The organism is Rhizobium sp. 05L429 (genome assembly GCF_056397645.1).
On sequence record NZ_JBFTNV010000020.1, the window covers coordinates 19,216 to 33,036 of the forward strand.

Sequence of the window (13,821 nt, forward strand, 5' to 3'; positions counted from 1 at the left end):
TGAAGTTAGTGAATCGGGCGTCGCAACTAAAAGCTTTATTCGAAAAAGCAATGGAGAACACTCATGGCAGGTTTTACAGTCACATTCGGTAACGGTGGCGCCTCTAACGTTTCGGACCTTCTGAGCATCGAAGCCCAGAATTCCAACGCTCTTGACGGCAGCACCGAGCATCATGAAACGACAAGCCCCAGCGGATCGACTTTTGACGTCGATTCTGTAGTGGTCGGAGGTCCCGGCAATGAGGTTGCCGTAGACTACGATCAGAACACGAATTCCTTCAACTTTGATGTTGTCGGCAAGTGGAATTCGGTCAGGAACGTACTGGCGCAATCCGACAGTGCTGAAAATGTCTATTTCAAGGATTTTGTTCAGGCCGACGTCCATCTCGGTGGCAACGCCTCATCGACTGTCGAGATTCTGAACGTGAAGCGTGCAAACGTTTCGACCGGTGCCGGCAACGACACGGTTACCATCTCGCTGGTAACGAATGACAGCAGCTGGGTAAACGCTGTATCCGTAGATAGCGGCGCCGGCAACGATACGATCACGATCAAGTCGGGTGTCGGCTTCAAGGATGGCAGCGCTGCCGGAACGGGCGGGATCACCGGCGCGACTGCCTTCAACGGCGGCAACGGTTTCGTTGATGGCCGCTACACAACTGTTGACATCAAGGCCGGTGCTGGTAGCGACACGATCGATCTTTCGGACACCCATCTGAAGTCCTCGACAGTCGATGGTGGCACCGGTGTCGATCACATGATCGCCAGCAGCGGCGCGGATACGTTCGTATTCCACCTCGGTGACATGGCCAAGTCTCTGATCACGGATACTATCGACGGGTTCAACGCGACCATGGATAAGCTCAAACTCGTGGGCACTGTGGAAAGCGATTGGACCTCGACAGACTTCGGTGGTGACGCTGTTGTAAAGTATGTCGGTGCTGACGTCGCTCATAAGGGTGAAACGATCGTGCTGAGCGGTGTGGACGCTAGCGGTTTCCACGGCTGGTTCACCGCATAACCATCTGAAATAATTTTTCAGTTCAGGAATATGCCGCCGTAAGGCGGCATATTCGTTTCATGACGTGAAAAGAATGTTTAGCAGTTCAGATCAAAAGCATCACTCTCGCCAGGAACGAGTTCCAACGGCCAGATCCGATTGCTTGTAGCGTTGTGATAGATCTCCGAGTAGCCAGACATGCTCGCAAGCAGAGTTTCGGCGAGTTCAGCACCGAGGTCGCGTAGCGACATCCTGAAGCAGGTTAGCGTCGGTTGCAGAAATTTGGCGCGCGGTTCCTCGCGGAAGCCGATAACCGCGAGGTCGCGACCTGGGACAATGCCGGCTTCCACCAGGCGGCGGTAGAGGCCGATCGCCATCAGTTCGTAGATCAGGATGATGGCCGTCGGTCTGTCTTCGATCAACAACAGTTCATCGCCCGCCTGGTAGCCGCCCTGTTCGCTGGATTTCACACGGATCACCAGCTCCGGATCATATTTGATCCCGTGCTTTTCCACAGCCTTTCGATAGGCATCGACGAAGACATAACCGAGATTGATTTCGCCCGACGGCGCGGCGATGGCGATGCGGCGATGCCCTTTGGCAACGAGGCGGTCGACGGCGCAGGCTGCGACGCCTTCGAAGTCAAGGTCGATCCAGGTGAAGTTGCCGCCGCCGGAAGAGCTTCGGCCGAGCGCCACGAAGGGGATCTTCGCCTTGACGAGCAGATCGATTCGCTTGTCGATACGTTGGGTTGCGGAGATGATCATCGCATCGACGACCCGGCGTGCCACCATACGCTTCAGATATTCATAAGGGTCTTCGTCACTGGGGCAGGGGAGCATGACGAGATCGAGCTTGTGGCGCGATAGCACGCTCTGCAGCCCGCCTGTCACGCCAAGGAAGAAGTTGTCGCTGTTCTCGACCGTTTCCTTGCTGGTCTCGATCATCAGGCCAATAACGTTGGTCGTGCCCTGACGAAGGCTGCGGCCGGACTGGTTGGCGACGTAGCCGAACTCTTCGGCGGCAGCCAGCACCCGCTTGCGTGTCTCCTCATTGACATCGGCCTTGCCGTTCAGCGCGCGGGAAACCGTCCCGATGGATATGTCGAGATGTTTTGCGAGCTGACGAATACCTTTCATCTGAGGCGATCTTTCTTCCGGAATACTGGCCATCCAATCTTATTGCCATGGGAAAACGTTTACGGAAAGCGTTTGCCGCAGCGGCGGGATGTCATTTTGCGGGGTACTCAAAAAAACCTTTTGCTGCATTGCCGAAGGTTTTGGCCTAAGCGCCCGTTCGCATTGTGATTTTTCGCAGCATTTAGCTGGAATGCCCGGCCATTGACAGCAGTAAACGTTTCCGCTTAGTATCGTAAACGTTTACGGAAGGCGTTTTCGGGAGGAAATCTGAAGCGCACCGCTGGAGGAAATCGTGAAATTGAATGCCATTCTGTGCGGGTGCGGAGCTATGTCCAAAGGCTGGCTGCGCGCGATCAAGGAAACACCTGATCTTGCCGAAGCGATCGAGATCGTCGGGCTCGTCGACGTCAACCCTGCCGCCGCCGAAAAGCTCGCCGAGGAATTCGGCTTGAGCGCGGCTCGCATCGGCAGCGATCTCGCCACCGTCATTGCCGAAACCAAGGCTGACATCGTCTTCGACGTCGTCATCCCGGCCGCCCGTTTCAATGTTGTTTCGACAGCCATGAAGGCCGGCTGTCACGTGCTCAGCGAGAAGCCGATGGCAACTTCGCTTGCCGAAGGGGCAGCCTTGATCGATCTCGCCGCCGAGACCGGCAAGATCCACGCGATCATCCAGAACCGCCGCTTCATTTCCGGTGTGCGCCGCCTGCGTCGCTTCGTCGAAAGTGGGGCGATTGGCGAGCTCACCGGCATTCATTGCGACTTCTTTATCGCCCCGCATTTTGGTGGCTTCCGCGAAGAGATGGATAATGTCCTGCTGCTCGATATGGCGATCCACACTTTCGATGCGGCCCGCTACGTAGCAGGCAAGAAGCCGCTCGCCGTCTATTGTGTCGAACGCAATCCTAGGGGTTCCTGGTATCGCCACGGTGCTTCAGCCAACGCCACCTTCGAATTCTCCGACGATGTCGTCTTCACCTATCGCGGTTCCTGGTGTGCCGAAGGCGAGCGCACGAGCTGGGAAAGCCAATGGCGCATTGTCGGCTCGAAGGGAATGCTGACCTGGGACGGTGAGGATGGGTTCAACGCAGCTACCTCCGGCAATGAACCAGGCCTGCTTCATGGCTTTTCACCGATCGAGGTTCCGGCGCCGGAACGCGCCGAAGAAACTCACGGCCATGCCAGTGTGATCGCAAGCTTCGTCGAGGCGATCCGCACGGGCAAGCGGCCGGAGACGGTCAGTTCCGACAATATCAGAAGCCTCGCCATGGTCTTCGGCGCGATCGAAAGCGCCAGGACCGGGCGCCGTGTCGAAATTTCAGCATAAGGACAGATGACGTGAGCAACCCCGCCAAAGCCATTCGCATCGGTACCATGGTCAGCGCCTCCAAGGGCGGCGTCGACAAGCGCATTGCCCAGATCGCCGATATGGGTTTCGAAAGCTTCGAGCCCTTTTTCTGGCAGACCACCAACGGCCAGGATCTCGCCGAACTCGGAAAGCGCAGTGTGGAGGCGATCGGCGATCGCGACATCACCATTTCGACGCTCGGCATGTTCGGCAATCCGCTTGAGGAAACCGACATCGACCTGCAGACGCTGCAAGGCTGGAAGGATTGCATCGACAACGCCCATCACTTCGGCGCCACCTGCGTTGCCGGCTTTACCGGTCGTGTCAGAAACAGGCCACTGACCGAGAGCCTGCCGCGTTACAAGCAGATCTGGAGCGAGCTTGCCAAGCGTGCCGCCGACAAGGGTATCAAGATCGCCTTCGAAAATTGCGCCATGGATGGCAACTGGGCGACCGGCGACTGGAACATCGCCCATAACCCAGATGCCTGGGAACTGATCTTCAACGAGACGCCCGACGACAATATCGGCCTGGAATGGGAGCCTTGCCATCAGATGGTCTATCTGATCGAACCGCTGCCGCAGATCCGCAAATGGGCAAGCAAGATCTTCCACGTCCACGGCAAGGATGCGACGATCCGCTGGGATGTGATCAAGGAACATGGCATCTTCGGCAAGGAAAAGTTCGTCTTCATGCGCACGCCGGGCTTCGGCGACAGTAACTGGACCGACATAATTTCCGAACTGCGGCTTTCCGGCTGGTCCGGCTCCATCGACATCGAAGGCTGGCACGATCCGGTCTATCGCGATGCCCTGGAAATGACCGGCCAGGTCTATGCACTGAACCATTTGAAACATGCCCGGGGCGGTGATTTCGTCATCGATCCGGTGTGAGTGACTATGGCCGGCACGGAGGACATGCCGGCCATCGCAAGGATAACCACAAAGGAGGAGAACCATGGCTATCCGCAAATTTGCAATTCTGGGCGCGCTGGCGCTTGCAGGCGTGTCTCTCTTTACCCTTTCCGCCAAGGCGGAAGACGTCAAGCTGACGCTCTGGTCGCTGGACAAGGACATCCAGCCGGCGCCGAACCTGGTCAAGGAATTCAACGACCAGCATAACGGCATCACCATCGAATATCGCCTGATCCAGTTCGACGACGTTGTTACCGAAGCGATGCGCGCCTATGCCACCGGCCAGGCACCCGATATCATCGCCGTCGACAATCCCGAGCATGCGCTGTTTTCGTCTCGCGGTGCCTTCCTTGATATCACCGACATGATCAAGAATTCGAAGGTCATCAAGCCTGAGAATTATTTCCCAGGGCCGCTGAAATCGGTCGAATGGGACGGCAAATATTTTGGCGTGCCGAAGGCGACGAACACGATCGCGCTTTACTACAACAAGGACATGTTCAAGGCAAAGGGCCTCGATCCGAACAAACCGCCGCAGACCTGGGACGAGCTTGTCGAGGATGCTCGCAAGCTGACCGATCCGGCCAAGAACGTCTATGGTCTCGCCTTCTCGGCCAAGGCCAACGAGGAAGGGACCTTCCAGTTCCTTCCCTGGGCGCAGATGGGCGGCGGCAGCTATGAGCACATCAATGCCGATGGCGCCGTCAAGGCGCTGGAAGTCTGGAAAACGGTCATGGACGAGAAGCTCGCCTCGCCCGATACGCTGACCCGGGGCCAGTGGGATTCGACCGGCACCTTCAATTCCGGCAATGCTGCCATGGCGATCTCCGGTCCCTGGGAATTGGACCGCATGATGAAGGAAGCCAAGTTCGACTGGGGCGTGACGCTGCTGCCGGTGCCGAAGGAAGGCGCTGAGCGATCTTCCGCCATGGGCGACTTCAACTGGGCGATCTTCTCGACCTCCAAGCATCCGGCCGAAGCCTTCAAGGCGCTCGAATATTTCGCTTCGCAGGACGACAAGATGTTCAAGAATTTCGGCCAGCTTCCGGCCCGTTCCGACATCTCGATCCCCGAGACTGGCGAGCCGCTCAAGGATGCCGCTCTGAAGGTCTTCCTCGAGCAGCTGAAATACGCCAAGCCGCGTGGTCCGCATCCGCAGTGGCCGAAGATCTCCAAGGCGATCCAGGATGCCATCCAGGCCGCACTCACTGGCCAGATGAGCCCGAAGGATGCGCTTGATCAGGCTGCCGACAAGATCAAGGCAGTGCTCGGCTAATGCCCGCATCACCGGATGGCCTTCGGCCATCCCACCCTTTTCCTCCCGGCAGGGGCTGTCTTCCGCGGAAGCGCCAGGCAGCCCCGTTCGGAGCATCGGAGGACCCATGAGAAGGATCCTTTCCAGCGTCAGGGATGGCCGCGGTTTCGATATCGTGCTGGTCGCCTTTCCGCTCGGCTTTCTGTTCCTGATGGCAGGCCTGCCGCTCATCTACAATGTTGTGATGAGCTTCCAGGAGGTTGACATGTTCAGCCTCGGCACCTTCTCGCGCCCGTGGGTAGGCTTCAAGAATTACACGGATCTTTTCGCGCAGCCGGAAACGCTGCCGATCCTCTATAATACCGCGATCTTCGTTGTCGGTTCGATTGCCGGACAGTTCCTGATCGGCTTCGGTCTGGCGCTGTTCTTCTGGGTCAATTTCCCCGGCGCCTCCTGGCTGCGCGGCCTCTTTCTCGTCTCCTGGGTGATGCCCGGCCTCGTCGTCGGCGCGATCTGGAATTGGATTTTGTCGGGCGATTTCGGCGTGCTGAACTTCATCCTGAAGGAAAGCGGCATCATCTCCAGCAACATTTTCTGGCGCTCGGATCCGCATTATTCGCTTTATGCCGTCATCATCGCCAATATCTGGCTCGGCACGTCGTTCAACATGATCCTTCTGTCGGTAGGCCTGTCCGGCATTCCGGGTGATCTCTATGAGGCCGCCGAGCTGGACGGCGCCACCGCCTGGCAACGCTTCTGGACCATCACGCTGCCGATGATGCGTTCAACGATCGGCGCCATCATCGCACTCGGCTTGATCTTCACGCTGCAGCAGTTCGATCTCTTTGCCGCCATCACCTCGGGCGGGCCGAACAACTCCTCCAACGTTACGCAATACTGGGCCTGGGATTTGTCCTTCCGCCAATATGATTTCGCCAAGGGTGCGACCATTTCCGTCATCATGATCGTCTTTGTGATGTTCGCCTCTGTGGTCTATGTCCGCTCGACCCGACACGAGGTGCGCGGATGAGCGAGACTGCACGCAATCGCCTGATGCTCGTGATCGCCATCATCATGGCGGCGATCTACCTTTTCCCGCTCTATTGGATGTATATCACCGCGCTGAAAAGCGGCTCGGAGATGTTCGCCACACCACCAAGCTTCTGGCCGGCTTCGCCGCAATGGAGCACTTACGCCTATGTCTGGGAAAGCCGGAACATGGGGCTCTATCTCTGGAATTCGCTGGTGATCGCGATCGGCGCGGTCGTCATCATAACCGTGCTGGGTGTCGGCTGTGCCTACGTGTTGGCCCGCTACCGCAACATCTGGGTTGATATCGGCCTGTTCCTCATTCTGATGCTGCAGGTCCTGCCGGCATCGCTCATGATCACGCCGATCTTTGTCGGTTTCTCGCAGATCGGCATGCTGAATTATCCACGGCTTGCTGTCATCATCGCCATTGCCGCAAAGAGCATGCCCTTCTTCGTGGTGCTGGTGCGCGCCACCTTCATGGCGGTTCCGATGGAGCTCGAAGAGGCGGCTCTCGTCGACGGCAATTCGCGCGTCGGCGCCTTCTTCAACATCGTGCTGCCGCTTGCCCGCAACGGCATCCTGGTCAGCGCCATTCTCATCTTCATGCAGGCCTTCGGTGAGTTCGTCTATTCCAAGTCGATGATCCAGGCCGCCGAGCTTCAGCCGGCAAGCGTCGGCCTCAATTCCTTCATGGGGCCGAACACCAATGAGTGGAACAACATCATGGCCTATGCCACGATGTATGTGACGCCGATCCTTGCCATCTTCGTTCTCTTGCAGCGCCGCATCGTATCCGGCCTTACTTCGGGAGCCCTCAAATGACCGCTCAGATCGAGCTTGCCGGCGTCAACAAACACTATGGCGCCTTCCATGCGCTGAAGAACATCGATCTCTCCATCGCCAAAGGCACATTCGTCGCGCTCGTCGGCCCCTCAGGCTGCGGTAAGTCGACGCTACTGCGCTCGCTGGCCGGCCTGGAAACCATTTCCGACGGCAGCCTGAAGATTGCCGGCGAGCTGATGAATGGCGTGCCGCCGCGTAAACGCGATGTCGCCATGGTATTCCAGTCCTACGCGCTATATCCGCATATGACCGTTGAGGAAAACCTCACCTACAGCCTGCGCATGCGCGGCATTGCAAAGGCGGAGGCGAAGAAGGCAGCCGAGGAGGTCGCGGCCACCACAGGCCTTTCGCATCTCTTGAAGCGCTATCCACGTGAGCTCTCAGGCGGCCAGCGTCAGCGCGTCGCCATGAGCCGCGCGATCATCCGCCATCCGAAGGCCTTCCTCTTCGATGAGCCGTTGTCGAACCTCGATGCGGCCCTGCGTGTCCATATGCGTAAGGAAATCCGTGCGCTGCACGATCGTCTGCATGCGACCTCGGTTTATGTGACGCATGACCAGATCGAGGCGATGACAATGGCCGACCATGTCGTCGTCATGCGTGATGGTATCATCGAACAGCAGGGCCGGCCCCTCGACCTTTACGACAAGCCTGCCAATAAATTCGTTGCCGGTTTCATCGGCTCGCCAGCGATGAACTTCATTCCGGCAATCGTCGGAGAAGACGGAAAGAGCCTGACGCTCGATCTCGGCACGGTCAGGCAGCATATCGCCATCGACCATCAACTCCAGCCCGGCCGCGGGGTTACCGCCGGCATCCGCCCGGAGCATATCGGCATTATCAATCAGGGGCAGGGGAGCTTCGACGTGCCGGTCGCAGTCGTCGAATCCACGGGGTCCTCGACCTTCATCACTGCCGCGACGACGCCTGAACTGACCATCGTCGAAACGGGCAGGGGATCGGTTCACCCTGGTCAGGCAATCGGCGTAACGGTGGATCCGGCGCTGGTGCATCTCTTTGATGAGACCAGTGGCGTCAGAATTTGAGATCTGGTTTCGGTCTGATCGGTTCCCGCAGCAGCCTACTGCGGGACGCTGCGCGACCATGACTTGTCAGGGATAAATCTTATTGCCGTATTCTCGGCAGCCATGATCGTCGGCCGAGCCATTGCCGTACTTATCGGGCGAGCGAAGCCGGCGCAGCTTGCTTGGCTGCCACCTCAGTATCGTGCGGGCGTTCGCTAGAGTTTGCCCACACGGCCACAGCAAGTCCTGCGACGATAAAGTAGGGCAGTTTGCTTGAAAGCTTGAGCTTGCCGGAAACGGCATTGCCGCGGGTGCATTCAAAGCCGGACATTTCTGGGGGCATCAGTACCTGTCTCGTGTGAATATCACGCTACAAACATAGTACATGCAACGATTCGAATGAACCCCCAGATTAGGGGATATACAAGAAGTTGCCGACATCGGGCAGATCAGTGTCCGCCCTGGTGGCCCGAACCCTTACCAAGGTCGATCTTGCGCAGGATGAAAGCGAGTGGCAGAACTGCGAGCGACAGCCACATCAGCCTGTAGAAAACGTCGATATAGGCGAGATAACTCGCTTGGGTCTGCACCTGCTGGCCGATCCAGGCCATGGCCTGCGATTGCGCATCGATCGCTCCGGCCCCTCTATCTACAAAATATTGCGTAGCGCCCTGCAGGGCATGACTGTAGGCAGGATCAGACGGAATGATATGCTCCACCAGCCGGCTTTGATGCCACTGTTCCCGATGGGCAAGCACATTTGACGCGATCGCAACGCCGATTGAGCCACCTGTATTGCGCGCGGCATTGATGAGGGCCGATGCCTGGTCCGTCTGGTCGGGCCGCAGGCCATCATAGGAGGCTGCGGTCATCGGGATGAAGATCAGCGGCAGGCCGAAGCCGAGATAGATGCGCGACCAGACAAAGAAACCGAAGTTCAGATCGGCATTGAGGCGCGTCATGCCGAACATCGCGGCGGCAATGATCGCTGTGCCGATGGCGATCAGGTATTTCGGCTGGATTTTGTTGGAGATTCGTCCGGCCACGAACATCATGAACATCATGAACATGGTGACCAGGCCGCCGGGCGAAAGCGCAAGGCCGGCCCAGGTCGCCGTATAGCCGAAGTTCTGCTGCAGGACCTGCGGAATGAACTGGGTCGTGGCAATCAGGATCGCGCCCGTCGCCAGCATGACGATGAAGCAGGAACCGAATTGCCGGCTTGCAAGCAATCGGACGTCGACGACGGGGTTGGCAGCGTTCATTAGCCATGGAATCGAAAGCACAAAAGCTGCAACGCAGACGGCCGTCATGGTGATGATGAAGTTCGAGTCGAACCAGTCCTCCGTCTGGCCGCGATCAAGAACCAGTTCGAGCGCCCCGAGAAAGGTCGCGACCAGCAGGAAGCCGATTATGTCGAAACGCACGCCTTCTCGGCGCATGCGCTCGCGTTCCCGCCGCAATGTATCCGGTTCGTCGACGAGGAAGTAGACGAGGATGAAGGCAAAGAGGCCGACCGGTCCGTTGATCAGGAAACACCAGTGCCAGGAGAAATTATCCGAGAGATAGCCGCCAAGCGTCGGTCCGACCACTGGAGCGACGACCACGGCGACGCCAAACAGGGCAAACGCCTGGCTGCGCTTCGATGGCGGGAAGGAATCGGCCAGTATCGACTGGGAGATCGGCACCATACCGCCCCCGCAAAGCCCTGGATCATCCGGAAAATCAGCAGGGATTGCAGATTCCAAGCAAGGCCGCAGCAGAGAGAGGCGATGGTGAAGGTTGCAAGGCACAGAAGGTAAAAGCGCCGCCTGCCGTAACGCTTCGCAATGAAGCTGCTGGCGACGAGAATGATGGCGTTGGAGACGAGATAGGTCGTTACGACCCACGAGGCTTCGTCGGCGCTAACGGCAAGCCCGCCGGAAATATAGCGCAACGCCACATTGGCGATCGTCGTATCCAGAACTTCCATGAAGGTGGCGAGAGAAACGACGAGCGCAATCAGCCATGGATTGGTAACGCTGGCACCCAATGTGGGACTGCCATCGGCCGTTGTGGCGTCACTCATGTCAGTTCCTCGGCCGCACGGTCACGGTCGGCACCACGGACATGCCGGGACCGATCGCAACGTCCCTCGGCCAGTTGTCGATGACGATCTTGACCGGCACACGCTGGGTCACCTTCACATAGTTGCCGGTGGCATTTTCCGCTGGAAGCAGCGAGAAGGCGGTGCCCGAACCGGGCTGGACGGAATCGACGCGGCCACGAAGGACATGATCCGGATAGGCGTCGATCGTCACATCGACAGGCTGGCCCGCGCGCATATCCGTCAATTGGGTTTCCTTGAAATTGGCCGTTACCCAGATTTCGTCGGGCACGAACATGGAGACTGCCTGTCCCGCCTGAACATACTGCCCTTTGGAGCCGCTGAGCTTCACGACACTGCCCGGCTGCGCGGCCGTGATCGTCGTATAACTCAGGTTCTGTTCGGCGGTTTCGACCTGGGCTTCCGCCTGATGCAGACTGGCGACGGCGCTTGCTCGCTGCGCCTCGGCGGCCGCCTTGTTCTTGATGGCCGAGGTGACGCTTGCCTGCGCCTGAGCGGTACTTGCCTTGTTTTGGCGAAACGTGGACGCTGCCTGCTGTGCTGTCTGCTCGGAGCCGGCGCCGCTTTTCACCAATTGCTGCTGCCGGTCGTTTTCATCCTGCGCATACTGAAGGGCGGCTTCTGCCGAGATCTGCTGCGCCCTGGCCTCGTCGATCGCTGCGGCTGCGGCGGCAATCTGCGCTTCGGCACTGGAAATGGCAGCCTTTGCGACGTTGACCTGACCGTGCGCCTGATCCAGCGCGATCTGGTAGTCGCGGGGATCGATCTTGGCGATGACTGCGCCGGCGTCGACATGCTTGTTGTCGGAGACGGGAACATCCGAGACATAACCCGAAACCTTGGCGGCGACCGAGAAGCTGCGGGCATCGATGAAGGCGTCGTCTGTGGTCTCATAGGGATGGAAATAGATGAGCCAGATGAAATAACCCGCGACAGCAAGAGCAATCAGCGCAAGCACGATGAGAAGCGTCGCGAACGGATGGCGCTTGATGATGGAAAGGCGCTTCTCGGTTTCCTCGTCCTTCCCGACGGCCTTGGCCGGAGCTTCATTTCTTGCGGGATCGGAAGGTTGCTCTTGCCTGGTTGGGGCGGGCTGGTTTTGGGGCACAGCAATGCCTTTCGTTTTGAAAACCTGAAACCAACGCCGGATCATCGACTTCGGTTCCGGTCAAAATGCCGCAACCCCCTTTTGGCGCTGCACTTGCGGGAACAATTGCAGGTGGTGAAGGTTAAGCAGACGCTGGGCGACCTTTACGGATCAAGATCATGACGTCTTCGACTACGCGCTCCTATCCCTCCATCGTGGCGCCACCCCTGCGCTCGGTCCCCTTGCATTTTTCTGCCGCCTGCCTTGTCGGCGCGCTGCTGACCGACATCACCTATTGGCGAACGGCGGAGATGATGTGGAGCAATTTCTCCGCCTGGCTTCTGGCCTTCGGGTTGTTGCTTGGCGGATTGGCCGCGATTGCGATATTGATCGACATCTTCATCGGGCGGCTGCCGCTGCGCAGCGGGGTGGGCTGGCTTTACCTCATCGGCAATGTGGCGGCCTTCGTGCTATCGCTCTTCAACGCCTTCATTCATAGCCGCGATGCCTGGACATCTGTTGTGCCGACAGGACTGATACTCTCGATCGTCACAACTGTGCTGATCGTGATCAATGCCTGGCTCGGCTCGACCGTTCTGCGCCAGCGTACCGGAGGGCTCGAATGATGACCCGCTCTCCTGCTTTTTTACGCTCCAGCGCTTTGGCCTTAACCTTCCTGTGCAGCAGTGGCGCACTTCTCGTGGCATGCAGCGACAACGAGCCCGATCCGATGAGCGAAATCGGCCCCAATGCCAAGTTGCCGGAACAGTCGCAATATCTCGTTCCGCCGATGCATGTCGCCTCGGTCATTGGATGGAAGGAGGGCGAGACGCCGAAGGTTGCCGACGGACTGCAGATCAAGGCGCTGGCAACGGGGCTGAAACATCCGCGCTCGGTTTATGTGCTGCCGAACGGTGACGTCTTGGCGGTCGAATCCATCGCGCCGCCGGCCGCATCGATCAAGCGACCCAAAGATCTTATTATGGGCTGGATTGAATCCATGGCGACTTCTGGCGGCGGCTCCAGTCACGAAGGCAGCAATCGCATCACGTTACTGCGGGATGCCGATGGAGACGGCGTTGCCGAAGTCAGGGAAACCTTCCTGGACCATCTCAATTCGCCCTTCGGTGTGGCCCTTGTCGGCAATGATCTTTATGTCGCCGATACCGATGCCATCAGGCGCTATCCCTATCAGCCCGGCGAGACGAAGATCGCAGAGGCCGGCACCGTGCTGACCGAGCTCCCCGGCGGGCCGATCGACCATCACTGGACGAAGAGCCTTGTCGCCAGCGAAGACGGCAACAAGCTCTACGCTGGCGTCGGTTCGAACAGCAACATCACGGAAAATGGCATTGAGGCGGAAAAGAACCGCGCCGCCATATTGGAAGTTGACCGGCAGACCGGCAGCTTCCGGATCTTTGCCGATGGCCTGCGCAATCCCAATGGTCTCAGCTGGGAGCCGCAGACCCACGCACTCTGGACGGTTGTCAACGAAAGGGACGAGCTTGGCCCGAATCTTGTTCCCGACTATATGACCTCCGTCAAGGAGGGCGGCTTCTATGGCTGGCCATACAGCTATTTCGGCCAGAATGTCGATCCGCGCGTCATGCCGCAAAGGCCGGATCTCGTAGCAAAAACACTCGTCCCTGATTATTCGCTGAGTTCGCATGTCGCGCCGCTCGGCATGGCCTTTTACACGGGCGACAACCTGCCGGCGCAATACAAGGGCGGCGCTTTCGTCGGCGAACACGGAAGCTGGAACCGCCATGAGTTCAATGGTTACAAGGTTGTCTTCGTGCCCTTCCAGAACGGCCAGCCGAACGGCAATCCACAGGATGTCGTTACAGGCTTCCTTCAGGGCGACGACCAGACGCATGGCCGGCCGGTCGGACTGGCTGTCGACAAGTCCGGAGGACTGCTGATTGCCGATGACGTTGGCAATACGGTTTGGCGCGTCACGGCGGCGAAGTAGACCCACGCCCCGTCATCCCATCGCAAGGCTCCTGCTGTCGAAAGCAGCAACGTTATGACGGCATTTTTGTATCAGAGGTCGTTGATCGTCGCCTTCTCCC

Annotated in this window: 11 protein-coding genes and 1 pseudogene; 9 read left to right on the top strand and 3 right to left on the bottom strand. The window is 58.5% G+C overall.

Annotated features, from left to right (window positions below; translation table 11 throughout):
- The first annotated feature begins 63 nt into the window (after positions 1 to 63).
- Positions 64 to 1,020 (top strand): rhizobiocin, encoded by a 957-nt coding sequence (locus AC1DNW_RS20710; RefSeq protein WP_113508582.1) that lies wholly within the window; start codon positions 64 to 66, stop codon positions 1,018 to 1,020.
- A gap of 77 nt (positions 1,021 to 1,097) precedes the next feature.
- Here the strand turns inward: AC1DNW_RS20710 and AC1DNW_RS20715 are convergent, their stop codons facing one another.
- Positions 1,098 to 2,138, bottom strand: a complete 1,041-nt coding sequence (locus AC1DNW_RS20715) for a substrate-binding domain-containing protein (RefSeq protein ID WP_113508583.1) — start codon at positions 2,136 to 2,138, stop codon at positions 1,098 to 1,100.
- Between the two features lie 292 nt (positions 2,139 to 2,430).
- Between AC1DNW_RS20715 and AC1DNW_RS20720 the strand changes: the two genes are divergently transcribed.
- The 6 genes from AC1DNW_RS20720 to AC1DNW_RS20745 all read left to right on the top strand — a co-directional run bounded on the left by AC1DNW_RS20720 (position 2,431) and on the right by AC1DNW_RS20745 (position 8,576).
- Positions 2,431 to 3,465: a Gfo/Idh/MocA family protein gene (locus tag AC1DNW_RS20720; protein ID WP_113296371.1), complete on the top strand. Its 1,035-nt coding sequence runs from the start codon at positions 2,431 to 2,433 to the stop codon at positions 3,463 to 3,465.
- Positions 3,466 to 3,476: 11 nt separating this feature from the next.
- Complete coding sequence (locus AC1DNW_RS20725) at positions 3,477 to 4,379, top strand: sugar phosphate isomerase/epimerase family protein (protein ID WP_477854217.1); 903 nt, start codon at positions 3,477 to 3,479, stop codon at positions 4,377 to 4,379.
- Between the two features lie 64 nt (positions 4,380 to 4,443).
- Positions 4,444 to 5,676, top strand: coding sequence for an ABC transporter substrate-binding protein (locus AC1DNW_RS20730; protein WP_113296373.1), 1,233 nt, complete (start codon positions 4,444 to 4,446; stop codon positions 5,674 to 5,676).
- Positions 5,677 to 5,782: 106 nt separating this feature from the next.
- Entirely contained in the window at positions 5,783 to 6,685 is a 903-nt protein-coding gene (locus tag AC1DNW_RS20735; RefSeq protein WP_113296374.1) for a carbohydrate ABC transporter permease, read from the top strand.
- Entirely contained in the window at positions 6,682 to 7,509 is an 828-nt protein-coding gene (locus tag AC1DNW_RS20740; RefSeq protein WP_007823322.1) for a carbohydrate ABC transporter permease, read from the top strand. Before AC1DNW_RS20735 ends, AC1DNW_RS20740 begins: the two co-directional genes overlap by 4 nt.
- Complete coding sequence (locus AC1DNW_RS20745) at positions 7,506 to 8,576, top strand: ABC transporter ATP-binding protein (protein ID WP_477854218.1); 1,071 nt, start codon at positions 7,506 to 7,508, stop codon at positions 8,574 to 8,576. The genes AC1DNW_RS20740 and AC1DNW_RS20745 overlap by 4 nt, the downstream gene beginning before the upstream one ends.
- A gap of 428 nt (positions 8,577 to 9,004) precedes the next feature.
- Here the strand turns inward: AC1DNW_RS20745 and AC1DNW_RS20750 are convergent.
- Both AC1DNW_RS20750 and AC1DNW_RS20755 read right to left on the bottom strand, forming a co-directional pair.
- A pseudogene (locus AC1DNW_RS20750) lies at positions 9,005 to 10,623 on the bottom strand (DHA2 family efflux MFS transporter permease subunit).
- Position 10,624: 1 nt separating this feature from the next.
- The gene (locus AC1DNW_RS20755; RefSeq protein WP_477854219.1) at positions 10,625 to 11,770 is read right to left on the bottom strand and encodes an HlyD family secretion protein; all 1,146 of its coding nucleotides are present in this window, start codon (positions 11,768 to 11,770) and stop codon (positions 10,625 to 10,627) included.
- A gap of 158 nt (positions 11,771 to 11,928) precedes the next feature.
- Between AC1DNW_RS20755 and AC1DNW_RS20760 the strand changes: the two genes are divergently transcribed.
- On the top strand, positions 11,929 to 12,375 hold the full coding sequence (locus AC1DNW_RS20760) for a DUF2231 domain-containing protein (RefSeq protein WP_113508589.1): 447 nt from the start codon (positions 11,929 to 11,931) through the stop codon (positions 12,373 to 12,375).
- Positions 12,375 to 13,721, top strand: coding sequence for a PQQ-dependent sugar dehydrogenase (locus tag AC1DNW_RS20765; RefSeq protein ID WP_477854262.1), 1,347 nt, complete (start codon positions 12,375 to 12,377; stop codon positions 13,719 to 13,721). The genes AC1DNW_RS20760 and AC1DNW_RS20765 overlap by 1 nt, the downstream gene beginning before the upstream one ends.
- Positions 13,722 to 13,821 lie beyond the last annotated feature (100 nt).